The sequence below is a fragment of the Dyella sp. SYSU CM1112 genome (assembly GCF_058216415.1).
Window position 1 is genome coordinate 1 of record NZ_JBZEGI010000023.1, and the last position, 25,033, is coordinate 25,033.

The 25,033-nt window shown below is 61.8% G+C and carries 22 protein-coding genes; 8 read left to right on the forward strand and 14 right to left on the reverse strand.

What is annotated here, in order from left to right; genetic code table 11:
• Positions 1-341 precede the first annotated feature (341 nt).
• The 11 genes from ilvA to AC4HNJ_RS20595 form a co-directional block, all read right to left on the reverse strand.
• Positions 342-1,901, reverse strand: coding sequence for a threonine ammonia-lyase, biosynthetic (gene ilvA / locus AC4HNJ_RS20545; RefSeq protein WP_490481480.1), 1,560 nt, complete (start codon positions 1,899-1,901; stop codon positions 342-344).
• Entirely contained in the window at positions 1,898-2,137 is a 240-nt protein-coding gene (gene ilvN / locus AC4HNJ_RS20550; RefSeq protein WP_490481481.1) for an acetolactate synthase small subunit, read from the reverse strand. The genes ilvA and ilvN overlap by 4 nt, the downstream gene beginning before the upstream one ends.
• A 39-nt stretch (positions 2,138-2,176) precedes the next feature.
• The gene (gene ilvB / locus AC4HNJ_RS20555; RefSeq protein WP_490481482.1) at positions 2,177-4,045 is read right to left on the reverse strand and encodes a biosynthetic-type acetolactate synthase large subunit; all 1,869 of its coding nucleotides are present in this window, start codon (positions 4,043-4,045) and stop codon (positions 2,177-2,179) included.
• Between the two features lie 69 nt (positions 4,046-4,114).
• Positions 4,115-4,429 (reverse strand): VOC family protein, encoded by a 315-nt coding sequence (locus AC4HNJ_RS20560; protein WP_490481483.1) that lies wholly within the window; start codon positions 4,427-4,429, stop codon positions 4,115-4,117.
• A 76-nt stretch (positions 4,430-4,505) separates the two neighbouring features.
• Positions 4,506-5,522, reverse strand: coding sequence for a ketol-acid reductoisomerase (gene ilvC, locus AC4HNJ_RS20565; protein ID WP_490481484.1), 1,017 nt, complete (start codon positions 5,520-5,522; stop codon positions 4,506-4,508).
• Positions 5,519-7,222: a dihydroxy-acid dehydratase gene (gene ilvD / locus AC4HNJ_RS20570; protein WP_490481525.1), complete on the reverse strand. Its 1,704-nt coding sequence runs from the start codon at positions 7,220-7,222 to the stop codon at positions 5,519-5,521. The genes ilvC and ilvD overlap by 4 nt, the downstream gene beginning before the upstream one ends.
• A gap of 7 nt (positions 7,223-7,229) precedes the next feature.
• Positions 7,230-8,321, reverse strand: coding sequence for a 3-isopropylmalate dehydrogenase (gene leuB, locus AC4HNJ_RS20575; protein WP_490481485.1), 1,092 nt, complete (start codon positions 8,319-8,321; stop codon positions 7,230-7,232).
• Complete coding sequence (leuD, locus tag AC4HNJ_RS20580) at positions 8,318-8,902, reverse strand: 3-isopropylmalate dehydratase small subunit (protein WP_490481486.1); 585 nt, start codon at positions 8,900-8,902, stop codon at positions 8,318-8,320. The genes leuB and leuD overlap by 4 nt, the downstream gene beginning before the upstream one ends.
• Positions 8,903-9,044: 142 nt before the next feature.
• Positions 9,045-10,457 (reverse strand): 3-isopropylmalate dehydratase large subunit, encoded by a 1,413-nt coding sequence (gene leuC, locus AC4HNJ_RS20585; RefSeq protein WP_490481487.1) that lies wholly within the window; start codon positions 10,455-10,457, stop codon positions 9,045-9,047.
• Complete coding sequence (locus AC4HNJ_RS20590; RefSeq protein WP_490481488.1) at positions 10,454-11,443, reverse strand: branched-chain amino acid transaminase; 990 nt, start codon at positions 11,441-11,443, stop codon at positions 10,454-10,456. The genes leuC and AC4HNJ_RS20590 overlap by 4 nt, the downstream gene beginning before the upstream one ends.
• Positions 11,440-13,101, reverse strand: coding sequence for a 2-isopropylmalate synthase (locus AC4HNJ_RS20595; protein WP_490481489.1), 1,662 nt, complete (start codon positions 13,099-13,101; stop codon positions 11,440-11,442). The genes AC4HNJ_RS20590 and AC4HNJ_RS20595 overlap by 4 nt, the downstream gene beginning before the upstream one ends.
• A 643-nt stretch (positions 13,102-13,744) precedes the next feature.
• Here AC4HNJ_RS20595 and pssA point away from each other — a divergent pair.
• Positions 13,745-15,088 (forward strand): CDP-diacylglycerol--serine O-phosphatidyltransferase, encoded by a 1,344-nt coding sequence (pssA, locus tag AC4HNJ_RS20600; RefSeq protein WP_490481490.1) that lies wholly within the window; start codon positions 13,745-13,747, stop codon positions 15,086-15,088.
• Here pssA and AC4HNJ_RS20605 read toward each other — a convergent pair.
• Both AC4HNJ_RS20605 and AC4HNJ_RS20610 read right to left on the reverse strand, forming a co-directional pair.
• Complete coding sequence (locus AC4HNJ_RS20605) at positions 15,072-15,689, reverse strand: GNAT family N-acetyltransferase (protein WP_490481491.1); 618 nt, start codon at positions 15,687-15,689, stop codon at positions 15,072-15,074. The two genes, pssA and AC4HNJ_RS20605, sit on opposite strands and share 17 nt — an antisense overlap.
• Positions 15,690-15,747: 58 nt before the next feature.
• Positions 15,748-15,954 (reverse strand): YdcH family protein, encoded by a 207-nt coding sequence (locus AC4HNJ_RS20610; RefSeq protein ID WP_490481492.1) that lies wholly within the window; start codon positions 15,952-15,954, stop codon positions 15,748-15,750.
• Between the two features lie 105 nt (positions 15,955-16,059).
• Here AC4HNJ_RS20610 and ttcA point away from each other — a divergent pair, with 105 nt between their 5' ends.
• The 7 genes from ttcA (at position 16,060) to AC4HNJ_RS20645 (ending at position 23,930) form a co-directional block, all read left to right on the forward strand.
• Positions 16,060-16,944 carry a tRNA 2-thiocytidine(32) synthetase TtcA gene (gene ttcA, locus AC4HNJ_RS20615; protein ID WP_490481526.1) on the forward strand — a complete coding sequence of 295 codons (885 nt, stop codon included), beginning with the start codon at positions 16,060-16,062 and terminating at the stop codon, positions 16,942-16,944.
• 55 nt (positions 16,945-16,999) lie between these two features.
• The gene (locus tag AC4HNJ_RS20620; RefSeq protein ID WP_490481493.1) at positions 17,000-18,199 is read left to right on the forward strand and encodes an amino acid aminotransferase; all 1,200 of its coding nucleotides are present in this window, start codon (positions 17,000-17,002) and stop codon (positions 18,197-18,199) included.
• A gap of 137 nt (positions 18,200-18,336) precedes the next feature.
• Positions 18,337-19,248, forward strand: a complete 912-nt coding sequence (locus AC4HNJ_RS20625) for a recombination-associated protein RdgC (protein ID WP_490481494.1) — start codon at positions 18,337-18,339, stop codon at positions 19,246-19,248.
• 241 nt (positions 19,249-19,489) lie between these two features.
• Complete coding sequence (locus AC4HNJ_RS20630) at positions 19,490-20,257, forward strand: M48 family metallopeptidase (protein WP_490481495.1); 768 nt, start codon at positions 19,490-19,492, stop codon at positions 20,255-20,257.
• 122 nt (positions 20,258-20,379) lie between these two features.
• Positions 20,380-20,955, forward strand: coding sequence for a methyltransferase family protein (locus AC4HNJ_RS20635; RefSeq protein ID WP_490481496.1), 576 nt, complete (start codon positions 20,380-20,382; stop codon positions 20,953-20,955).
• Positions 20,956-21,347: 392 nt separating this feature from the next.
• Positions 21,348-22,988, forward strand: coding sequence for an alpha,alpha-trehalase TreF (treF, locus tag AC4HNJ_RS20640; protein ID WP_490481497.1), 1,641 nt, complete (start codon positions 21,348-21,350; stop codon positions 22,986-22,988).
• Positions 22,989-23,075: 87 nt separating this feature from the next.
• Positions 23,076-23,930 carry an SDR family oxidoreductase gene (locus tag AC4HNJ_RS20645; RefSeq protein WP_490481498.1) on the forward strand — a complete coding sequence of 285 codons (855 nt, stop codon included), beginning with the start codon at positions 23,076-23,078 and terminating at the stop codon, positions 23,928-23,930.
• Between the two features lie 68 nt (positions 23,931-23,998).
• Here the strand turns inward: AC4HNJ_RS20645 and AC4HNJ_RS20650 are convergent, their stop codons facing one another.
• On the reverse strand, positions 23,999-24,979 hold the full coding sequence (locus AC4HNJ_RS20650) for an alpha/beta fold hydrolase (RefSeq protein ID WP_490481499.1): 981 nt from the start codon (positions 24,977-24,979) through the stop codon (positions 23,999-24,001).
• Positions 24,980-25,033 lie beyond the last annotated feature (54 nt).

A 25,033-nucleotide genomic window follows, 5' to 3' on the forward strand; every position in this document is an offset into this window, starting at 1 on the left:
GCGGCGTAGACGGTGCGCGTTGGAGAAATCAGGGTCGCGACATGGACGCGACGCTGTGGCTGCCAAGCATTTTTTACTTCAGATGATTGTGAAAGCGAGCGCAGCGAACGCAATCTGAGACATTTCACCTGTCGGGATGACGGTGTCGTCGTAAAGAACACGCGTCGATGTCTGTTCGACGTTCAGTAGACCCGTAAACGTAATGAGCCGCGATGGCTCGCGGCTCCATGCATTGCGGGATTTCTACCTGATCAAGCCGGGCTCCGGTGACGTTCTCGGCAAGCGAAGACACGGACCCCGGCTTTCGCCAGGACCACGTACGGTATGCATCACAGCATGCGTTAGGCGCGCAGCAGCAGGCGATAAGCCGGATTGTCGCTTTCGTCCATGTATGGGTAGCCGAGCGTGGAAAGAAAATCCCGCAGCAAGGCGAGTTCGTCCGGCGGAACCTGGATACCCACCAGGATGCGCCCGTAATCCGCGCCATGGTTGCGATAGTGGAACAAGCTGATGTTCCAGTCCGGATGCATGCGATCCAGAAAGCGGGCCAATGCGCCGGGGCGTTCGGGAAAATCGAAACGGTACAGGCGCTCATCGCGCGCCAGCGGTGAGCGACCGCCGATCATATGGCGCAGATGCAGTTTCGCCAGCTCATCGTCGGTCAGGTCGAGCACGCCGAAATCGTTGGCGCGAAACGCATCGGCCAGCGCTTCGCGCTCGCCGCGTTGCGCTGTTTGTACGCCGACAAAAATATGCGCGGCTTGCGCATCGCCGATGCGGTAATTGAACTCGGTAATCGCATGCTGTCCCAAGGCGTTGCAGAAACGCCGAAAGCTGCCGCGTTGCTCGGGAATGGTCACCGCAAACACCGCTTCGCGCTGCTCGCCGACTTCGGCGCGTTCCGCGACGAAGCGAAGCCGGTCGAAATTCATGTTGGCGCCGGAAACCACCGCGACCAGCGCGCCATCGCAGGCCCCATGGGTAGCGACATATTGCTTCAAGCCTGCGAGCGCGAGCGCACCGGAAGGTTCCGGAATGCTGCGCGTGTCCTGGTAGATGTCGCGAATCGCCGCGCAAATGGCATCGGTATCCACGCGCAGCACATCATCCAGATAGCGTTGGCATAGGGAGAATGTCAGCGTGCCGACCTGTTTGACGGCGGTGCCGTCGGCGAACAGCCCCACCTCATCCAGGCTTACTCGCGTACCGGTTTCGAGTGCACGTGCCATGGCGTCTGCGTCGTGCGCCTGCACGCCGATCACGCGCACATCGGGGCGCCGCGCCTTGATGACGGCGGCCATGCCCGCCGCAAGGCCGCCGCCGCCGATGGGTACGAACACGGCTTGGAGGGGGCCCTGGTGCTGGGCGAGCAATTCCAGCGCGATGGTTGCCTGGCCGGCGATCACGTCCAGGTCGTCGAACGGATGCACGAAGGTGGCCTCGCGTTCATCGCGCAAACGTTGCGCCTCGGCTTGCGCGTCACTGTAGGAATCACCGTGCAGCACGACGTCGGTAAACGCACCGCCCAGTCGCCGCACCGCATCGACCTTGACCTGTGGCGCGGTCACCGGCATCACGATGGTGGCGCGTATCTGCAAACGCGAAGCCGCCAGCGCGACGCCCTGGGCATGATTGCCGGCCGAAGCGGCGACGACACCATGCGCGCGCTCGGTTGGATCAAGTTGCGCCATGCGGTTGTAGGCGCCGCGCAGCTTGAACGAAAACACTGGTTGCTGATCTTCGCGCTTGAGCCATACGCGCGTGCCGAGGCGGGCTGAAAGCAAGGATGCCTGTTCGAGTGCAGTGTGATGTGCAACTTCGTAGACACGCGCCGCCTCGGCACGGCGTAAAACCGACGCCGCAGTGGGAACGGTATCGCTGTCCGCCAGGCGCGCGTTCATGCCTGCGCCGGGTGCTCGACCTGCAAGACATCGACCAGTTTGCGGGTCTGCTGCAGGATTTGCGTCAGGGCAGCATCGTCGCCGCGAACGGTAAGCGTCAATCGCGATACGGCGGGGTCGGCCGTGGCGGCCACGGTGAGCGTATCGATGTTATGTCCGCGTGCCGCAAACAGGCCTGCGACGCGAACCAACGCGCCGGCTTCGTTCTGCAGAAGGATGGAGAGCGTGTGTTGCATGGCCTGGTCCTGTGGTGGGTCTCAGCGGATCGTGATGGGTCAGAAGCTGTCGGACGCGGCGGCTTCGCTGGCTTGCGCTGTCGTGCGCGAGGGAATGAAGTCGCCGGTGATCATTTGCGAGTAATTGGCGCCCGGACCGACCATGGGATAGACGCCGGCATCGGGATCGATCATGACTTCGAGGAACGCGGGGCCTTCGAAAGCCAGGAATTCGGCGATGGTGGCGGCGAGCTCTTCGCGGCGTTCCAAGCGGCGTGCCCAGGCAAATCCATCGGCTTCGGCCGCGCGCACGAAATCCTTGCGATGCAGGCTCTTGTCGGACGAAGCGAAACGGCCCTTGAAAAACAGTTTCTGCCATTGCCGCACCATGCCGTCGCCGACGTTGTTCAGCACGACGATCTTGACCGGCAGCGCGTAAGTGGTGACGGTTTCCAATTCGCCCAGGTTCATGCGGATGCTGGCGTCGCCATCGATGTCGATCACCAGGGCGTCGCGCTGCGCGAATTGCGCACCGATGGCCGCAGGCAGCCCGAAACCCATCGTGCCCATCGAGCCCGATGTCAGCCAATGACGCGGCGCCCGAAAATCCAGGTACTGTGCCGCCCACATCTGGTGCTGCCCGACGCCGGTGGTGATGATGGCGTTTCCCTTTGTGTGCCGGTTGATTTCTTCCAGCACGGCATAGGGTTGGATCAGCGCGCTGGCGCGATCGTAGTTCATCGCGTGCGTGCGCTTGAGTGCCGCGACATGTGCATGCCAATCGGCCCGCATCGTTTGATGGCCATGCGCCGTGCCGTAGTGCGTAAGACGATGCAGCGCACGGTCCAGCGGGCCGACGTGACACCAATCCGCTTGTTTGACCTTGTTGATTTCTGCCGGATCGATGTCGATATGCGCGATGAAGGTCGCCCTGGGTGCGAACTGGGTCGGCACGCTGGCGACGCGATCGTCGAAACGGGCGCCGAGCGCCAGCAGGAAATCGCAGTCTTCGACGGCATAGTTGGCATAGGCGGTGCCGTGCATGCCGAGCATGTGCAGCGCCAACGGATCAGTGGTGTCGAAACCGCCAATGCCCATCAGCGTGGTCGTCACGGGCAGGCCGAATGCCTCGACAAATGCACGCAAAATCGGTGCGGCATTCGCCGCGACAACGCCGCCGCCTGCATAAATCAGCGGTCGTCTCGCTTTCGACAGCGCTGCGAAAAACGCGGCGCATTCGGCGTCGCTGAGCATCGCCTGCTCCACCGCACGCAGGCGCGCGCGGTAGCCGGGCAAGGGCAATTCGCTGCAGCCATCGAAAACAATGGGGGCGTTCTGCACATCTTTGGGAATATCCACCACCACGGGACCAGGACGACCGCTGCGCGCGATGGTGAATGCGGTGCGCAAGGTCGCTTCCAGCTTCTCCGCCTCGGTGACCAGGAAGACGTGTTTGGCGCAAGAGCCCATGATGTTGCTGATCGGCGCTTCCTGGAACGCATCGCTGCCGATCGCCTGGGTGGCAACCTGGCCGCAGATCACCACCAGCGGAATCGAATCCGCAGTCGAATCGCGCACGGGCGTCACCATGTTGGTGGCGCCGGGACCGGAGGTGACGATGGCCACGCCGACCTTGCCGGAAGCGCGCGCGTAGCCGGAAGCCATGAAACCCGCGCCTTGCTCATTGGCGGGCACGATCAGCGGCATGGGTTCGCTGCCGTCCGCGCGAGGGTGTTCCGCGTTGTACCGGAACACCGCATCGTAGACGGGCAGGATCGCGCCGCCGGAATAACCAAAAAGTACCTCGACACCTTCATCAGCCAGCACTTGTACGACGACATCCGCACCGCTCATGGCCGATCCGGCGAGCGGGTGACGCGCGATGGCCTGATCGGCCTCGGCGGCGGATGCGAGTTGTAGCAACGGCATGTTCACGGTGATCCCTTGGTGATGGTCAAAGCGAGAGTCGTCAGCGGATAAATGGAATGCCAGCCGGCCTCATGAGTTAACGGGTACGCCGTAGGTACTCACGATGCGTGCGTCCTGTTCGGTCGCCGAGAAGTGCTCCCACTCGATGCCGTTGACGTCCGTGGTGCTGCGGAAGCCGTCGGCGCTGTCGTCTTCGAAACCCACGTGCCGGAGTTGGCCGGCGCGCTGCGGGTTCTGGTTGATCGAGAAATTCAGCAGATCGGTGCGCCACATGGCGTATTTGCCACGTACCACCGCGCTCGGCGGTTGTCCGAGGCGGGTGCTGTAATCGGTGATGGATGCATCGAGATCGTGCACGGCGAGAGCGATGTGAAAGCGTTTCATGGCATGCATTCCGCGAAGGTCCATGCAGCGCTCTCCCGCCGGAGGATGGGGGCGTTGGGAGAGCGCTGCATGGGTTTCAACCCACTTTCTTCAGCGGCGCTTGCGCCGCCTTGGCACCGGCCTGCAACCAGGGCATGCGCGCACGCAACTGGGCGCCGACCTGTTCGATCGGATGATCGAGATCCGCTTGCTTGAGCTTCTTGTAGTTCGGCAGGCCGGCCTTGTACTCGGCGATCCAGTTGCGCGCGAAAGTGCCGTCCTGGATGTCCTGGAGCACGGCCTTCATGCGTTCCTTGGTGCCAGCGTCGACCACGCGCGGACCGCTCACGTAGTCGCCGTATTGCGCGGTTTCGGAGATGAACTCCAGCATGCGGGTGATGCCGCCTTCGTAGAACAGGTCGACGATCAGCTTCAGTTCGTGCAGCACTTCGTAATAAGCGATCTCCGGCTGGTAACCGGCTTCGACCAGGGTTTCGAAACCCTTTACGACCAGTTCGCTGGCGCCGCCGCACAGCACGGCCTGCTCGCCGAACAGATCCGTTTCGGTTTCTTCCTTGAAGTCGGTCTTGATCAACATGGCGCGCGCGCCGCCGAGTCCAGCCGCATACGCCTTGGCTTTCTCTTCAGCGTGGCCGCTGACGTCCTGATGTACGGCGTATACGCAAGGCACGCCACGGCCACGTTCGTATTCGGTGCGTACCAGCGCGCCGGGTCCCTTGGGGGCCACCAGCACGACGTCGATGTCGGAACGTGGCTCGATCTGCTTGAAGTGCACGTTGAAACCATGTGCGAACAACAGCGCGGCGCCAGGCTTGATGTTCGGTTCGATCGCCTGCTTGTACAGCGCGGGCTGCACCATGTCCGGCGTGAGCACGGCAACCAGATCGGCGCCGCGCACGGCTTCGGCCGGCTCGACGACATGGAAACCGTCGGCCACGGCTTTCTGCCAGGTGGGGCCGTTCGGACGCAGCCCGACCACGACATCCAGGCCGGAGTCTTTCAGATTGAGCGCGTGGGCGCGGCCCTGACTGCCATAGCCAAGAACGGCGATGCGCGCCTTGGCAAGCGTTTCGGTGGTGGCGGTGGTGCTCATGCGATGACTCCTGCGTCGATAGGTGATGTCACGGATGGTTGGGTGGCATGGGTAGACGGATAGGTGGTGGCGCCTTCGGAAGCGGAGCCGACCAGTTGCGCGTATTTGGCGAGTGCGCCGCGCTTGACCTTGGGAGCGGGCGGTTGCCAGGTCGCGCGGCGCGTAGCGAGATCGGCATCGGTGGAAATCGTGCGCGTCTGCGCGTCGATCACGATGCGGTCGCCTTCGTGCAGCAAGGCAATGGGGCCGCCGCGTGCGGCTTCCGGTGCGATGTGTCCGACCATGAAGCCGTGCGTGGCGCCGGAGAAGCGTCCATCGGTGATCAGTGCGACGTCGTTACCCAGCCCGCGGCCGATCAAGGCCGCGGTGACGCCCAGCATTTCGCGCATGCCGGGGCCGCCGGCGGGGCCCTCGTTGCGGATGACCACCACATCGCCTTGGGTAATGCCACCGGCTTGCACGGCGGCGAAGGCCTGCTCCTCGCTTTCGAAGACACGTGCGCGCCCTTCGAAATGGGTGGCGCCTTTGCCGGCGAGTTTGAGGATGCAGCCTTCCGGCGCGAGATTGCCGTACAGGATCGAGTAGCCGCCGCGTGGCTTCAGCGGCGCGCTGACCGGATGCACCACATCCTGCTTTTCAGCGCGCGGCGCGGCAGCACATTCTTCGTACAAGCTGCGGCCGGTCACGGTGGGCGCTTCGTCCAGCATGCCGGCGGCGATCAACTCCTGCGCCACCCGCGCGCTGCCGCCCGCGCCGAACAGTTCCACGGCGGTGTAGCGGCCCGCCGGCAATAGATCGGCGATCACCGGTGTATGCACGGAAGCCGGTTCGAAATCCTCGATCGTCCACGGCACACCGGCTTCGCGTGCGATGGCCAACAGATGCAGCACGGCATTGGTCGAGCCGGCGGTGGCCGCCACCATGCGTGCAGCGTTGCGGAAGGCCGTTTCGCTCAGGATGTCCAGCGGCTTGCGCTCCGCACGCAGGCAATCCATCACCAGCTCACCGCAGCGGAACGCGGCGTGCTGCTTGGCCGGATGCGTGGCGGGAATATCGTTGAAGCCCATCGGCGACAACCCCAGCGTCTGCAGCACCATCGCCATGGTGTTGGCGGTGAATTGGCCACCGCAGGCACCGGCGCCAGGGCATGCGTCTTTTTCAACCGAGGCCAGTTCTTCGTCGCTGATTTTTCCGGCACCGTGTGCGCCGACCGCTTCGAACACTTGCTGGATGGTGATCGGATGATGGTTATGCGTGCCGTGCGCAATGCTGCCGCCGTACAGCGCGACGGCGGGAATGTTCAGGCGTGCCATCGCCATGGCGGCGGCGGGAATGGTTTTGTCGCAACCGCAAAGCACCACCATCGCATCGAGGCAGTGACCATCGACGGCCAGCTCAATCGAATCGGTAATCACCTCGCGGCTGATCAGCGACGCGAGCATGCCGGGCGTGCCCATTGCGATGCCATCGGTCACGGCAATGGTGTTGAATTCGACCGGCGTACCACCGGCCGCGCGAATGCCCGCCGAGACATGTTCGGCCAGGTCACGCAGATTGAGGTTGCAGGGGCTTACGTTCGACCAGGTATGCACCACCGCGACCAGCGGCTTGGCGATGTCGCTGTCCTGCAAGCCAGTGGCGCGCAGCATGGAGCGCGCGGGGGCACGGTCGGGTCCGGATTTGATCAGATCGCTACGCATCATGACCTCAGCCGCACGCGCGCAGGCCGCACAAAAAGGCGGGCGTGGCGACGTCATCGAGTGCGGCGATCACCGCGTCGCGAATCGCACCGGTGGTGGCTTTGCCGCCGATATCGCAACTACGCGGGCCCTGCGTCAGCACGTGGCCGACGGCGGCTTCGATGGTGGTGGCCTCGATCTCCAGTCCCAGCGAATGGCGCAGCATCAGCGCAGCGGAAAGTATGGCGCCGAGCGGATTGGCGAGCCCTTGTCCGGCGATATCGGGTGCCGAACCATGGATCGGTTCGTACAGGCCGGCTTTGCCTTCGCCCAGCGATGCAGAAGGCAGCAAGCCGAGCGAGCCGGCCAGTGCGGCGGCTTCGTCCGTGAGAATGTCGCCGAACAGGTTTTCGGTGACGACGACGTCATAGCGCGACGGTTGCGTGAGCAACAGCATCGCCATCGAATCGACGAGCTGATGTTCCAGCTTCACATCCGGATAGTCCGCGGCGATGCGCGTGACGGTGCTGCGCCACAGGCGCGAGGTCTCCAATACATTCGCCTTGTCGACCGACGTGACATGCTGGCGCCGTTCGCGCGCCAGTTCGAATGCGCGGCGCGTGACGCGCTCGATTTCGGCGACGGTGTATTTGCATTCGTCGGTGGCGGTGTCGGCCGTGCGTGTCTTCGCGCCGAAATAGGTGCCGCCGGTGAGTTCGCGCACGAACAGCACATCGACGTTCTTCAGTTTCTCGTTCTTCAACGGCGACAGCGACGCCAGCGACGGGTGTACCTGCAGCGGACGCAGATTGGCGTACACGCCCAAGGCAGCACGCAAAGCGAGCAGGCCTTGCTCAGGACGCACTTTGGCCTGTGGATCGGACCACTTCGGGCCACCCACGGCGCCCAGCAATACGGCATCCGCTTTCTTGCAGGCTTCCAGCGTGGCCGCAGGCAGCGGTTCGCCGGTGGTATCGATGGCGCAGCCACCGATCAGATGCGATTCGAATTCAAACGTGTGCCCGCTGCGTTCTGCGACGGCTTCCAGTACGGCGACTGCCGCGTCGATGACTTCGGGACCTACGCCGTCGCCGGGCAGGGTAACGATACGCGCCTTCATGCCGCCTTCTCCTGTAACTGTTCGTAGTGAGTGATTGCATCGTTGTGTTGAAGCAGGAAGCCGAGCTGATCCACGCCATTGAGCAGGCAGTGCCGCGCGAACGGTTCGAGCTGGAAGCGAATATGTCCGCCATCCGGCAGTTCGATCGCTTGTTCGCGCACATCGATGGAAAGCTCGACGCCGGGGTTCTGCAGCAGCCAGCGATGCTCGGCTTCGTCCAGCACGATGGCTAGCAGGCCGTTCTTCAACGCATTGCCGCGGAAGATGTCGGCGATCTCGCTGCACAACACCGCTTGGATGCCGTAGTCGAGCAACGCCCACGGCGCATGTTCGCGTGAGGAGCCGCAACCGAAATTGCGTCCGGCAACCAGGATTGAGCAGCCGCGCGCCTGGGATTGGTTGAGCGGGAAGTCAGGGTTGTCGCTGCCGTCCTGGCTGTAACGCCAATCGTTGAAGCAGAACTTGCCCAGGCCTGCGCGTTCGGTGGTGGTGAGAAAACGCGCGGGGATGATGCGGTCGGTGTCGATGTTTTCATCGAGCAGGACGGCAGTGCGTGAATGAAGGCGAGTGACAGGTTTCATAAAGACGCTCCAACGGAACGGGCGTCCTCTCCCCCTCGGGGAGAGGATTGAGATGAGGGAGAGCACTTCGCATGAAGCGCGTGGCGAGGCCGGCGCCTCACCCCGGCCATCTCACCGGAGGGGAGAGGGGGTGAGAGCAGACTCATGCGGCCACCTCCGCCAGGTACTCGCGCGGATCGGCAATTGCGCCGGCAATGGCGGAAGCGGCGGCGGTCGCGGGACTTGCCAGCACGGTGCGCGCGCCCTTGCCTTGGCGTCCTTCGAAATTGCGATTCGAGGTGCTCACCACGAGTTGGCCCGGCTGCGCCAAATCGCCATTCATGGCGATACACATCGAGCAGCCCGGAATACGCCATTCCGCGCCGGCGGCCAGGAACACGTCGTGTAAACCTTCTTTCTCTGCATCGCGGCGTACGGCTTCTGACCCCGGCACCACCAACACGCGTACGCCTTGGGCTATGCGCCGGCCGCGCATCACGCTGGCGGCTTCGCGCAGATCCGAGAGGCGCGAGTTGGTGCAGCTGCCTATGAACACCACGTCCACGGCCGTACCTTGCATGGGCTGGTTGGGCTTGGCCTTCATGTAATCAAGCGCGCGCTGCTCGACCGGATTGCGCGCCGCAGGTACGGGCTTGTCCAGCGCGATCGCCATGCCCGGATGCGTGCCATACGTGACCGTCGGGCGGATCCGGGCTGCATCGATCCGGACTTCGCGGTCGTATGTCGCTCCTTCGTCACTGCGCAAGCTGCGCCAGTGCTGTACGGCCGTTTCCCAGGCTGCGCCTTGCGGTGCGCGCGGGCGATCCTTCAGCCACGCAAAGGTCGTATCGTCCGGCGCGATCAGGCCGGCGCGCGCACCGGCTTCGATCGACATGTTGCAGACCGTCATGCGCTCTTCCATCGATAGCGCTTCGATCGCTTCGCCGCGGTATTCGATGACGTGGCCCGTGCCGCCGTCGATACCGATCTCGCCGATGATGTGCAGGATCAGGTCTTTCGCGCCCACGCCGCGAGGCAGGGCGCCATCGACATGGATGGCCAAGGTCTTCGGCCTGCGCTGAAGCAGGCATTGCGTGGCCATGACGTGACCGACTTCCGTGGTGCCGATGCCGAACGCCAAGGCGCCAAACGCGCCATGGGTGGAGGTATGGCTATCGCCACAGACAATCGTCATGCCGGGCTGCGTGGCGCCCAGTTCGGGGCCGATCACATGCACGATGCCGCGATCGCTGCTATCCCAGCCGTACAGCTGCACGCCGAATTCCTTGCAGTTGGCTTCCAGCTGCGCCACTTGTGCCTTCGCTTCGGCGTTGGCGTAAGGGCGTTCGCCGTCTGCTTGCGGCGGTAGCGTGGGCGTGGAGTGATCGAGCGTCGCCAGCGTGCGGTCCGCACGACGCAGGCGGAGGCCGCGTGCGCGCAATTCACTGAAGGCCTGCGGCGAGGTGACCTCGTGCACCAGATGCAGATCGATGTACAGCACCGCCGGGGTGTCAGCGGTTTCGGGCGCCACGACATGGGCATCCCAGATTTTTTCGAATAGCGTACGAGGAGTCATGCCGTAACCTGCTCTGCTTGAGAAATGGGTGCGTGGACGGTCGCAGTCGAACTTCCGCGATCGGGCATCGCTGTGCTGACCGACGTCAGCCAGCCATACCGGTCTTGCGTGCGACCATCGAATAGACCGAAGAATGCGTCGCGCAGTGCGCGCGTGATGGGGCCTGGCGTACCGTTGCCGATCGTCTTGCGATCGACCGAACGCACGGGCGTGATCTCGGCCGCGGTGCCAGTCATGAAGACTTCGTCGGCGCTGTATAACGCTTCGCGCGGCAGGTCGCGCTCTTCGACCATAATGCCGAGATCGTCTGCGAGTGTGATCACCGAATCACGCGTGATACCGGCCAGGATGCCGGCGCTCGAGGGTGGCGTGAGCAGCTTGCCGCGTTTGACCAGGAACAGGTTTTCGCCGGCGCCTTCGCTCAACAGGCCGTTATGTCCCAGTGCGATGCCTTCGTCGAAACCGCCACGGCGTGCTTCGAGCCCGATCAGCTGACTGCTCAGATAATTGCCGCCCGCCTTTGCCCAACTCGGGATGGTGTTGGGAGCAGGGCGATGCCAGGACGAAACGCAAACATCCGCGCCCACTTCAGCGGCTTCGCCCAGGTACGCACCCCATTCCAGCGCCATGATCGCGACGTCGACGGGCGCGTCGTTCCTGGGGAGAACGCCGAGCCCGCCGGCGCCGCGAAACACGATAGGCCGCACATAGGCAGAAGCCATGCGATTGGCGCGAATCACTTCGAGGCATGCTTCGTTGATTTGCTCTTCGCTATAGCCGATCTCGATTTCGTAGACGCGCGCCGATTCGAATAGCCGCCGTGTGTGATCAGCGAGGCGGAAATAGGCGGGGCCTTCCGGCGTGGCATACACGCGCTCGCCTTCGAAAACGGACGAGCCATAGTGCAGCGCATGCGTGCTGACATGGACGGTGGCATCGGCCCACGGCTTGATCTGGCCGTTGTGCCAGAGGAATGGCGTGCTCATGCGGAGGTCTCCTTGTGCACATGTAGCTGCGCGCGACGCTCGAAAGGCGGCATCCCAAGACCGTTTTCTTCAGTCGTTGGCTGTTGGAGGCGCTGCGGAAACTGGCGTTCGATGCGATTGACGATGGCGAGCGCCGCGTGTGCGGTCGCTTCAACGATGTCGGTGCTGACGCTGCTGCCATGCCAATCGCGTTGAGCATGGCGCGCCGTGAGCTGCGCATGGCCTTGTGCGTCGCCGCCCTCGCTGATCGCCCGCACACGGAACTGCGTCAGCACCATGTCGGTGCCAGTGGCGCGCTCGATCGCACGCAGCACTGCGTCGACCGGACCGTCGCCAAGGGCGGCTTCGCCCACGTCGCGGCCATCTTCGTGGTGCAGTTTTACGGTAGCGGACGCACTGCCGCCGAGATGCGAGTTGGTATTGAGTTGAGTGAGATGCCAGGGGCCCGTGGCATCCGGATCCTGGCCGAGCGCCAGCGCTTCCAGATCTTCGTCGCGGATCTCGCGTTTGCGGTCGGCCAACGCCTTGAAGTGTTTGAACACCACTTCGATGGCTGCATCGTCCAACGTGTGGCCGAGGGACTCAAGACGCTGGCGTAGTGCGTGACGGCCCGAATGCTTGCCAAGTACCAGCGTGGTTTCGGCGATGCCGACATCCTGCGGACGCATGATTTCGTAGGTGCCGCGATGCTTGAGCATGCCGTGCTGGTGGATGCCCGATTCGTGTGCGAAAGCGTTCTCGCCCACCACCGCTTTGTTGCGCGGAACGGCTTGGCCCGTCAGCTGCGTCAACAAGCGCGACGTGGGATACAGCTTGCGCGTATCGATGGCGGTATGCAGCCCGAAATGGGGGGCGCGAACTTTCAACGCCATGACGATTTCTTCCAGCGCGGCATTGCCTGCGCGCTCGCCGATACCGTTGATGGTGCATTCCACCTGGCGTGCGCCGGCGCTGATGGCAGCCAGGCTGTTGGCGACGGCCATGCCCAGATCGTCGTGGCAATGCGCGGAAAACACGGCTTTGTGTGCATCGCGCACGTGCCGGCGCAGGTAGGTGAATAGTTCCACCATTTCGGCAGGAGTGGTGTAGCCCACGGTGTCCGGTGCGTTGAGCGTGGTGGCACCGGCAGCGATCGCGGCGCTGAAGACTTCGACGAGAAATTCCGGCTCGGTGCGCAGCGCATCTTCGGCAGAGAATTCGATGTCTGCGCAGTATTTGCGCGCGTGTTCGATGGAGGCGACGGCGGTGTCCAGTACCTGCTGCTTGCTCATGCCGAGCTTGTGCTCGCGATGCAGTGGACTGGTGGAAAGAAAGAGATGGATGCGTGAATGATGGGCGCGTTCCAGCGCGCGTGCGGTGGTGTCAATATCGACGGTTTGACATCGCGCCAGCCCGCATACCGTGGTGTGACGCAAGGTTCGCGCGATCTCTTCGACGGCTGCGAAATCATCCGGCGATGCCTGCGGAAAACCCGCTTCCAGGATGTCCACGCCCAGTGTTTCCAGGGCTTGTGCCATGCACAATTTCGCGCGGCGATCCATGGAAAACCCGGGCGCCTGCTCACCATCGCGGAGGGTTGTATCGAAGATACGTACGCAATCCTCGGCGCTATCGGCGTTTTCGCCGCTGTCGTTCGGTTGTGCTGTTTCGGGTTTCATGCCTGGCTCCGTTTCGGGCGGGGCGAAGGGCGATAAAAAACCCCGCATCCTTGTCGGGTGCGGGGTTCTTCAGGGTATCTAGGTCAGTTTTGCTTTACCTTGACACGCGCCCTCAGCCCGCACCTCCGTTGGTAATAAGGAGTACGAGTACAAGGGAAATAAGAAGGAGGCCGGCGAATGGCAGCACATCCGCGATCGAGGGAGGTCGAATCGCGTAAATCAGATAGCGGTGGCTGTTGCGTTGCGGCATGTCGTCGACCGTACGGCAGACATGGATAGAGTGTCAATCTTTTTTTTATGAAAATTTTTCCGATTTGATCGATGGATCACATACAGACGGATGGACGTCCATATTGATCAAGCGCTTTGCGGAAGTTTCGTTTCATACGAAACCAAAATGGGCTGGCAATCATTGCCGTGGCGAAAGATGCTCGCAACACCATGCAAATGCGATGGGTGCGGCAGCCAGGGCGGCTGCGATGGCGGATGGAAACCTTTCGGCTGCATCACTTCATCCTTTCGGGAGCGCGTCGAGGCGGTGTGAAAGCGGGCCAACAGGGCGAAAAACCTCCAGCCAGCTACCATGACGGCTATGCCCCTCACTCATTCCTCATCAAACGCGTCGGCCCCACAGCAAGGCGCTGTGGCTCGTTTTGCAACGGGCCACTCGGGCATCCTGCCCGCGTTTGCAGTGCCGGCCGGTGACATCCGGTCGGTGAGTGGACCGCATGCGTTCGGCGAAACCTTGCTGGAGCTGATCGCCCAGGCACGGCGACGTATCGTCATCGTGGCTTTGTATCTGCAAGACGACGAAGCCGGGCGCGAGATCCTTCAGGCGTTATGGGCTGTGCGTCGTGCGCGACCAGCCCTTGAGGTGGAGGTATACGTGGATTGGCATCGCGCACAGCGTGGGCTGATCGGGAAGACTGCGAGCCGGGGCAACGTGTCGCTCTATCGTGAAAATGTAGAGCGTTTAGGGGAGGGCGTGGCGATTTACGGCGTGCCGGTGCAAAACCGCGAATTGTTCGGCGTGCTGCATTTGAAAGGTTTTGTTATCGACGATCAGGTCCTGTATAGCGGCGCCAGCATCAACAACGTATATCTTTCCCATCAGGGCCGTTATCGGCTCGATCGCTATCATCTGATCCGACACGCTGGCTTGGCGGATAGCCTGGTGGATTTCGTGCAGCGGCATTTGCGAGACCAGGAGGCGGTCGTCCGGCTGGACCGTTCACCGCTACCGTCGACACGTGATTTACAGCCCTATATCCGCCGATTACGGCACGATTTGCAGCGGGCGCGTTATCACGTACCTCCCGAATCGATGTCCGATGGGGATATCGCAGTCACTCCCTTACTGGGGTTTGGTCGCAGCGACAATCAGCTCAACGAAACACTGCTGACACTGCTACGCCATGCGCGACGGCGTGTGGTGTTATTGACACCTTATTTCAATTTGCCGCGTCCAGTGCGTACCGCTCTGGGCCATCTGCTTCGACGCGGCTGCACAATCGACATCATGGTGGGCGACAAAACGGCCAATGATTTCTACATTCCGCCGTCGCAGGCTTTCCGCCGGATCGGCCTGCTTCCGTATCTCTATGAGAACAACTTGCGACGGTTTGCGCGTACCCATCGCGGGCATATGGCGCGAGGCCAGCTCAAGCTTTGGTTGTGGCGTGATGGCGACAACAGCTACCACGCCAAAGGTTTGCTGATCGATGATGACGTGGCGGTACTTACCGGCAACAACCTCAATCCGCGAGGGTGGGCATTGGATCTTGAGAATGCCTTGCTGCTGCGCGATCCGTCCGGGCTGCTTGTTGCCAGGCATGAGGCGGAATGGGAAGCGCTGCGTGGCTATGCCACCCAGCTGGAAGACGACCGCGCCCTGGATTCTCCGCGGCATTACCCTGCGGAAATACGCAAGCTGCTGCGCCGGCTGAGTCGTGTGCGCCTGGATCGTCTGCTCAACCGGTTGCTTTAGCTGCTTGGATACTCAGGCGTGCTAGCCGCATGTCCAGCCAGCGCCGCACGTCGTGCCACTCGCCAGCGAGGATTGAATAGCACACCGTGTCGCGTAGCGTGCCGTCCGGGCGCCGCTTGTGGGCGCGTAGTACGCCATCGCGATGCGCGCCGAGCCGTTCGATGGCGCGTTGCGAATCGAGGTTGCGTCCATCCGTGTGAAATTCCACAGCGACGCATTGCAGTACTTCAAAGGCATGCTGCAGCAGCAGACGTTTGCACGCGGTATTCAGATGGCTCTTCTGCCACCGTTTTGCGTACCAGGTGTAGCCAATCGCGATGCGCGGCAATTCCGGTGCAAACTCGTAAAAGCGTGTGGTGCCGACGATGTCGCCGCTGCGCTTTTCGCGCACTGCAAACGGCAGCATGGCATTGGCAGCCAGGCCATCGAGCGCTTTCCTGACATAGGCTTCGGTCTGTCCTGGCGCCGGCGCGCTGGTGAACCACAGGTCCCAGAGTTCGCCGTCAGCCGCCGCTGCCTCCAGTTCGGGAACATGCTGGAGCCCGAGCGGTTCCAGCAGCACGTGATCGTCTTCAAGCATGGTGGGAGTCAGGGTGGGCATGAGCAGGCGGCAGGCAGTGGGGCAAGTGCGTTGAGGAGGCGTTGCAGTCCGTTGCCGCTCACGCATCCAGATCGGGAATCAGTTTGCTTTCGAGTCGGGCGATGGCGTCCTTCAATAGCAGCTTGCGTTTTTTCATGCGCGTAATCTGCAATTCATCCCGGCCGATAGAAGAGGCCATCTGCTGGATCGCGACATCCAGATCGCGATGCTCTTGGCGCAACTCGGCCAACAAATGAGCGATCTGGGCGGGATCTTGGGCCTGCATGGCGGTCATCGCGGGAGCGGTAATGAAGACGGCGAATTGTACCGCGCCCGGCCTGGGGCGAGGGGCGGTTACAATAAACGCCTGCCCGCCGTCGAAGTGTTTTCCATGTCCGCCCATCCTGAGGCTGTTCAGCCTGACATCGCCCGCAAGAAGGCCTATGAAGCCGGCAAGCTCGCCAAGCGCCTGCGTCATCACGTCGGCCAGGCGATCGCCGATTTCAACATGATTGAAGAAGGCGACAAGGTGATGGTGTGCCTGTCGGGCGGCAAGGATTCCTACACCATGCTGGATATCCTGTCGTCGTTGCAGGCGAAAGCGCCGCTGCGCTTCGAACTGATTGCTGTGAATCTCGACCAGAAGCAGCCGGGTTTTCCCGAGCATGTGCTGCCGCAGTACCTCACCGAGCAAGGCGTGCCTTTTCACATCATCGAACAGGATACGTATAGCACTGTCACGCGGGTGATTCCGGAAGGCAAAACCATGTGCAGCCTCTGTTCGCGGCTACGCCGCGGCGCGCTGTACAGCTGGGCTGCCGAGAACGGAATCAGCAAGATCGCGCTGGGCCATCATCGCGACGATATTCTCGGTACCTTTTTCCTCAACCTGTTCTATCAGGCCAGCCTGAAGGCAATGCCGCCCAAGCTGCGCTCGGATGATGGGCGGCATGTGGTCATTCGTCCGTTGGCGTATTGCAAGGAAAGCGACATCGTCGCCTACGCCGAGCACAAGCAGTTTCCGATCATTCCCTGTAATCTTTGCGGTTCGCAGGAGAATCTGCAGCGCAAGGCGGTGAGCCGCATGTTGCAGGATTGGGAGCGCCAGTTTCCCGGTCGTAGCGAGACGATGTTTCGCGCGCTGGGCAACGTGGCGCCTTCGCAACTGGCCGATCGCCAGCTGTTCGATTTCGTCTCGCTCGGTGCCCGCGAAGGCGCCCGGCGGGCCGATGTCCACGGCTGGCTGGCGGGAACTGATGACGAGAACAACCCTTAGCTGTGCTGGCGGACGTCTGGACGTCCATACCCCTTTTCCCTAATCGAGTAGAGCCGTGTCCCACTTTGCATCTGTTGAAATGACCCCGGGCGATCCGATCCTGGGTCTTACCGAGGCCTTCGTGGCCGACCCGCGTCCCGGCAAGGTCAACCTGGGCGTAGGCATCTATTACGACGAAAGCGGCCGCATTCCGGTGCTGCGCGCCGTGCGCCAGGTGGAAGAAGCATTGGCGCGTGAGTCGCTGCCGCGCGGCTATCTGCCGATCGATGGTCTGCCTGCCTATACGCAGGCAACCCAGAAGCTGGTGTTCGGTCCCGATTCCACGCTGCTGGCAGCCGGCCGCGTCGCCACGTCGCAAACCATCGGTGGCAGTGGCGCATTGCGCGTGGGAGCGGAGTTGCTGAGGAAAGCATTGCCCAAGGCCAAGGTGGCGATCAGCAGCCCGAGCTGGGAAAACCATCGCGTGGTATTCAATGCGGCTGGTTTCGAGGTGGTGGACTACGCTTACTATGACGCCGCCACGCACGGCGTGGATTTTGCCGGCATGCTGGCGGATCTGGGCAAGCTGGAGCCCGGCACGGTCGTGTTGCTGCATGCGTGCTGCCATAACCCCACTGGTGTCGATCTCTCGGTCGAGCAGTGGAAGCAAATGGTTGCGTTGGTGAAGGATCGCAAGCTGCTTCCCTTCATCGACATGGCTTACCAGGGCTTCGACAAGGGCATCGATGAAGATGCCGCTGCGGTGCGCTTGTTCGCCGAATCGGGTATTGAATCTTTCGTGGTGGCCAATTCGTACTCCAAGTCGTTCTCGCTTTACGGCGAGCGCGTGGGCGCGTTGTCGGTCGTCGGTGCCACGCGCGACGAAACGTTGCGTGTGCAGTCGCTGGTCAAGCGCATCATTCGCTCTATTTATTCCAGCCCTGCCACGCACGGCGGTGCGTTGGTAGCCGGCGTGCTCAACAGCGCCGAGCTGCGTGTGGTGTGGGAGCAGGAGCTGGCCGAGATGCGCGGGCGCATCCATGCCATGCGTGCCAGCATGGTGGAGAAGCTTGCCGCACAGGGCTCGCCGCAGTTCGGTTTCATCCAGAAGCAGGCAGGCATGTTCTCGTATTCCGGGCTCAGCAAGGCCCAGGTGGACCGCTTGCGCGAGGAGCATGCGATCTACGCCATCGGTACGGGACGTATCTGCGTGGCCGCGTTGAATCGCAGCAATCTCGATAACGTGGTGGCCGCGGTGGCTGCTGTGATTCGCTGAGTGCCAATGGCCACGCGCGCGCCTGCGTGCGCAGCAGGGAAGGCGTGGCGTGTATTCCACGCTTACGGCAAGTCCCAATAACCCCTCCCAGCCTCCCCCTGCAAGCAGGGGGAGGGGCATATCTATCGGGCCAAAGCATGTTTTTTCGTAATCTCACGCTGTTCCGCTTTTCACCCTCTGTGGCCGAAGATCTCCAACGTCTGGATGACGTGCTGGGCGAACACCGGCTGCGCCCATGTGGGCCGCTGGAAATGGGCACGCGCGGTTTCGTGCCGCCAGTCGGGCGCGGTGACGAAGCAGCGATGACGCATGTCGTCCATGCGTGCACGTTGGTGACCGTGGGCAGTGAAGAAAAGCTGCTGCCCGCTGCGGTGGTGAACGACGAGCTGCAGCGCAAGGTGCAGAAAATCGCCGAAGAGGAAGGGCGCAAGGTCGGCGGCCGCGAACGCAAGCGGATCAAGGAAGATCTGCTTACCGAATTATTGCCGCGTGCATTCGTGCGCAGTTCGCGCATGTCCGCTTACGTTGATCGCAAGAACGGTTGGCTTGTGCTTGATACCGCCAGTCGTAAAAGCGCAGAGAATGCACTGACCCAGGTGCGCGAAGCCTTGGGCAGTTTTCCCGCGGTACCGCTCGCGCCTGAAGAAGGGCCGCGTGCATTGATGACCGACTGGCTTGCCCATGGCAAATTGCCGGGCGGCCTGGTGCTCGGCGACGAGTGCGAACTGCGCGATCCAGCCACGGCGACCGGCGCGATCGCGCGGTGTCGCCGTCAGGACCTGGATGCGGAGGAAGTGAAAGAACACCTCCGCAACGGCAAGCAAGTCTTCCAGCTTGGCCTGGTTTTCGACGATCGCATCAGTTTTGTGCTGGGTGAAGACCTGGTGCTGCGCAAGCTGAAGTTTCTTGACGTGGTGCTCGATGAGCTGGGCGACAGCCAGCAGGATGCTGCGGCGGAAATGGATGCCCGCTTCGCCTTGCTGACTTTGGAGCTGGAGCGCCTGCTGGCCAAGCTGGAAGAATGGTTCGGTCTGCCACGCCCGGAATGATCCGGGCTGGAATGAAGGGGTAAAGCCACCTGTTTGGCCCGGGACCCGGATCGGGGGGCTTCATGGGAGTGGCACGCCTACATCCGCCTGGGCGATTGTCCCAGTACCCCTGAGACGCGCGCCCTGCCTGACTTCCCGAGGAGCGGCAAAAAAAGCCCTTGCGCGGAGCCCCTGCCGCCCCACATTCTGCGGACACCCGGGGCCTTTTCAGCCTTCGGCGGCAGTAAGAAAGGCAAGCACTATGGCGTATCTCGACGGCGACTGGCTGGAGCTGGCGACACCCAGCGGCAACACTATTCGTGTGCTCAAAGCTTCGCATCCGCGGGCGCGAAGATTGCGCCTGACTGTATCGACCAAGGGCGCGCGCATCACTTACCCGCAAGGTACGCATCCTTCGCAGGTCAATGCGTTTTTGCGGCACAACGCTGATTGGCTGGAAAGAAAGCTCGGCGAACTGAATCTTGTGACGCAGCCATTGCCGCCCCTGCGAGTAGGGGTGTCCGTTGACTTTCCTCTGCGCGGCGAAACCGTGGCGCTGGATTGGGCCGAAGGCGCCTATCCACGCGTCGTTGCCCACGATGGCGGCCTCACCCTTGAAATCCCACGGCCGCACAGCCGTGCGTTGCCAGTAGCGCGCGGATTGCTCGCGTCTTATTTTGAATCACAGATTCGTCGTGACGTTTCGCGCTGGCTGGCCAGCTATGTTCCACAGCTCGGACTTGCGCCGACAGCATTGCGCGTACGGCCGATGAAAAGTTTGTGGGGAAGTCTGGATACGCGCGACCGCATCAATCTCGACCTTGCCCTGGCCTTGGCGCCGGCCGCAGCGTTGCGCTACGTGCTGGTGCACGAGCTATGTCACTTGAAAGTGCGCAATCACTCACCGCGATTTTGGGCGCACGTGGAATCCATCTTTCCGGATTGGCGAGAGCAGCGCGACTGGCTGCGTCAGCATGGTGCCCTGCTGAAAGCGGAACTGGATAGGTTGATCGCTGACGTCGCGGATTGAGCACGGCCCTGGCATCGCGCACCAGGCAGACGGGACAATGAGCATGCGCCACATACTTCCCATGCGGGCCGTGCTGCCACAGGCGTAACATCCATGATGTGTGCGAGGGCGAAGGGATATTCATGACTTTCAACCAGATGTTTGCTGGTATCTGGCTGCTATGGTTGCTCTACTGGGCAATCAGTGCCATTCGGGTGAAGCCGGCCGTACGCACCGAATCGGCTTCCTCGCGCCTGGGGCGCCATCTCTTGTTGCTCATGCTGGCGGCGATACTCGTATTCCACCGGTTTGCACGGTTGAACCACACGTTTTTGAATGACCGGTTTGTTCCGGATCAACCATGGGTTATCTGGCTCGGCTTCTTTCTTACGGTAGCCGGCTTGGCATTTACTTGCTGGGCGCGTGTCGTTCTTGGCCGTAACTGGAGCGGGATCGTACAGCTCAAACGGGATCATGAGCTGATCGTTCGGGGGCCTTACCGCATCGTGCGCCACCCCATCTATACCGGGCTATTGCTCGCTTTCTTCGGCACGGCGCTGGTCATAGGCGAATGGCGTGCGCTCGTCGGCACAGCTCTTGTCGCGATCGCTTTCTGGCGCAAGCTGCGATTGGAAGAGCGCTGGATGTGCGAGCTGTTTGGTGACCAATACCGGCATTACATGCGCGATGTAAAAGCGCTTGTGCCGTGGGTGCTTTAAGCCATCGCCTAGGGCCTGTTTACGCTACTGGCGTCGCTCGCGCTGGGAGCTATTTGCGCGCCAGACAAGGAAGAGCGAAGGCGTGTACGTCGGTCCACAACTAAGCGATGACGCGGTATGGCGGGCAAACAGACCCAGCCCTTCGGGTTGCCGTTGCGTAGCCGCCATGCGGCAGCGCGCGGCTTGACCTGGCAGCCAGCCAGGCCTGCGCCACGCACTACCACCTGACGGCTACGCAACGACAACGCGTGCCACGCCAGTAGCGTAAACAGGCCCTAGAAAAAGCCGATAACGCAGGATGCGCGTGCGCGATGTCCTTTCGGGGATGGCGGCGCGGATTTCACCATGGCTCCACGGCCATCACCGTAGGGTTTGCCTAGCTCGAAGCCTGCATGTCTTGCAGGCCGTCCGCCCGCATGTGGCGCTATCCGACCTTGCCGATGAAGCAACAGCCTATTGCAATCCCGCGTATCAAGCCCGCAGGCGTGGCACCCGCCGACACGTTGACACCTGCGGACCGTTACCAGGAATTGTTTGTGGAGGTGCAGCTAGGGCGTGTCTTTCCGGACAGCAAGACCTTCGTCGACTGTGTGCCGCTGGGCGAGCCGGAACGGATTCTCGCCATGTATCGTGCGCAGCGAGGCCAGGCGGACTTTGATCTTGCCGCATTCGTGCACGAGCACTTCGAAATTCCGCATATCCACCATAGCCATTATGTGTCTGAGCCCGGGCAGTCGCTGCGTGATCATATCGACGGCTTATGGGATGTGCTGACACGGCGTCCGCATCTGCATCCGCCGAAATCTTCGCTGCTGCCCCTGCCGAATGACTACGTGGTGCCGGGGGGCCGGTTCAGCGAGCTCTATTATTGGGATTCCTACTTCACCATGCTGGGCCTGGCCGAGAGCGGACGTCATGATTTGCTGCGTTCGATGGCCAACAATTTTGCCTATCTGATCGATACGTACGGTCACGTACCCAATGGCAATCGAACCTACTATCTGAGCCGATCCCAGCCGCCGGTGTTCGCGCTTATGGTGGAGCTGTTCGAGCACCACAAGATTTGCGAGGCCATCGAGTATCTGCCGCAATTGCAGAAGGAATACGATTTCTGGATGGATGGCGCCGACGTGCTTCGCCCTGGCGACGCGCATCGGCATTGTGTGCGGCTGGACGATGGTGCGTTGCTCAATCGCTATTGGGACGATCGCGACACACCGCGCGAGGAATCGCATCGCGAAGACGTCACAACGGCAAAGCGCACGTCAAGGCCGTCCACCGAGGTTTATCGCGATTTGCGGGCGGGTGCCGCGTCGGGCTGGGATTTCAGTTCGCGCTGGTGCGATGAGGGCAAGCTCGAAACCATCCGTACCACGGCCATCGTGCCGGTCGATCTCAATGCTTTCATGTATCAGCTGGAACGTCAGATTGCGGTCTTGAGCCGCGCTGACGGACAGGCCGGGCAGGCAGAGCGCTTCGCGACCAAGGCCAAGGCGCGCCATGAGGCCATCAACCAGGTGCTCTGGAGCGACGCGGACGGCTGCTTTCTGGATTACGACTGGCAGCGGCATGCACTGCGCCCGGTGCTCAATGCAGCGACAAGCGTCCCTCTTTACGTCGGTCTTGCGACCGACGTGCAAGCAAAACGTGTCGCCGAGGCGTTGCGCGCGCGGCTGCTGGAAGAGGGCGGCCTGGGCACCACCGAGGTTAGCAGCGGCGAACAATGGGACAAGCCGAATGGTTGGGCACCGCTGCAATGGCTAGCGATCCATGGCCTGCGCCGTTATCGGTTGGACATGGCGGAAGAGATCGCCCATCGCTGGCTGCGCACCATCGGCAGTTTGTATGAACGTGAAAGCAAGCTGGTGGAAAAGTACGTCTTGCTGGTGCAGCCGGAAGGCTCGGTCGGTGGCGACGGCGGTGAATACCCGTTGCAGGATGGCTTCGGCTGGACGAATGGCGTAACCCGCCGTCTGCTGCATGAAAAGCCGGAGCATCAGGCCAATTATGCGATGGCTGCAGCAGCGGCCTAAAGCTTCCATACACCGTATGGCCGCAGCGCTCACGTCCATCCAACATGCTTGCCGACACGCTTGTCCCCTATCACCCATGAGACATGCATGATGAATACCGCGGCAGCACCTGCGCACTCCACTGCGCCATCGTTGACGCTTCCCAAAACGCTGGTCGGCCAGAAAGCACTGGTTACCGGCGCAAATTCGGGCATTGGCCGAGCCGTGGCGATCGCACTTGGCGAGGCCGGCGCCGACGTTGCGGTGAATTACGTCACGGGCGATGCGGCAGCCCATGAAGTCGTTGAGTCTATCCGTGCATACGGTGTCAATGCCGTCGCCTACGAGGCGGACGTGTCATCCGAAGAACACGTTGCCGCGATGTTTCGTGACGTGATCGAGCGCTTCGGTACGATCGACATTCTCGTTAGCAACGCGGGCCTGCAGCGCGATGCTCCTTTTCATGCCATGACGCTGGCGCAATGGAATACGGTGCTAAGCGTCAATCTTACGGGGCAATTCCTGTGCGCGCGGGAAGCGATCCGCGAATTCATCCGGAGAGGTGTCGTGCCGGAAGTGTCCTGTGCGGCGGGGAAAATCATTTGCATGAGTTCGGTGCATCAGGAAATTCCGTGGGCGGGCCATGCGAATTACGCCAGTTCCAAAGGCGCAATCAAACTGCTGATGGAAAGCCTGGCGCAGGAAGTGGCGCCGCATCGCATCCGGGTGAACGGCATTGCACCCGGGGCGATTCGCACACCGATCAACACCTCGGCCTGGAACACGCCGGATGCGTACAAGCGTCTGATGACGCTCGTGCCCTATGGGAGAGTCGGCGAGCCCGAAGACGTTGCGCGCGCCGCAGTATGGCTGGCCTCCGACCTGTCCGATTATGTTGTAGGAAGCACGCTTTTCATCGATGGCGGCATGACGCTTTATCCGGGGTTTGCGACCGGAGGCTAGCCGGATTTTCAGTGCACGCAAAAAAATCCCCGCTGTTCGCGGGGATCTTCGTGTCGTGGGGTTGCGAGCTAATGCGCCAGGATGAAATTGGTCAACACTTCCGAGAAGGCTTGCGGCTTTTCCATCTGTGGCATGTGATCGCAGCCGTTGAGAATGCTGGTGCTGATCGCCGGGGCGTGGGTGAGGCCGGTCCGCAGGCTCTCCAGCGCGGAGATATCGATAATCTTGTCATCGCGGCACCACATGCCGAGCACCGGCATGGTGAGTTTGTCGAGTCGGTTTTGCAGCGATAGTGCCTGCGAGGTTTCGCTCAGCTCCTTGAAGGTGTTTTCGATGAAAGCGCGATTCTTGATGTTGTTCTTCACGAATACATCGATAAAGCGTCCGGGAATGTGGGGAACATGCTCGAACGCCCACGCATTCGCACGCAGGAAGCCGGCCCGATCGTTGTAAATGAAAGGATCCTTGCCGCTGAGGGCTTCCTTGGCGAAAGCGTTCTCCTTGAATTTCAGTCCGAATGAATCAATGAGCGCCAGTTCCGCGACGTCGTCGGGATGCTCGGCGGCATAGACGCCGGCGATTGCGCCGCCCATGGAATGTCCCACGATCAGCGAGTGCTGCAAGTGGAGTGTCTGGATGAAGTCGTTCAGCCGATCCGCCTGGTTGTCGATGTTGTAGCTGGCGCCAGGAATGCGCGACGACTCGCCCCAGCCGGGGAGGTCGGGAATCACCACATGGAAGTGCGCCGTAAGCATGGGCGCCACTTTCAACCACACTTCCTTGCTTGCGGCGAAGCCGTGCAGAAGCACGATGGTGGGGCCTTGGCCGCCTTCGTAGTACACCCAACGCGTGTCGCCGGCTTGCACAGAGTGCTTCTGTAGCTGTGCATTCATGGCTTCGCGCCATATGTTGGCCTTGATCAGCCATTGCGGGGCGAACAGATAACTGCCGCCGAGTACCACGATCACCAGGGCGACAAGCATGCCGAGGAATTTAAGGCGGCGGATCAGCAGGCGTTGCCAGAGGGGGCGGGTCGTGTTGGTGTTCATGCGTATGCCTCAAGAAGCATGTTCTCTTCCTTCAAAGGAGAAGGAAGAGTGATG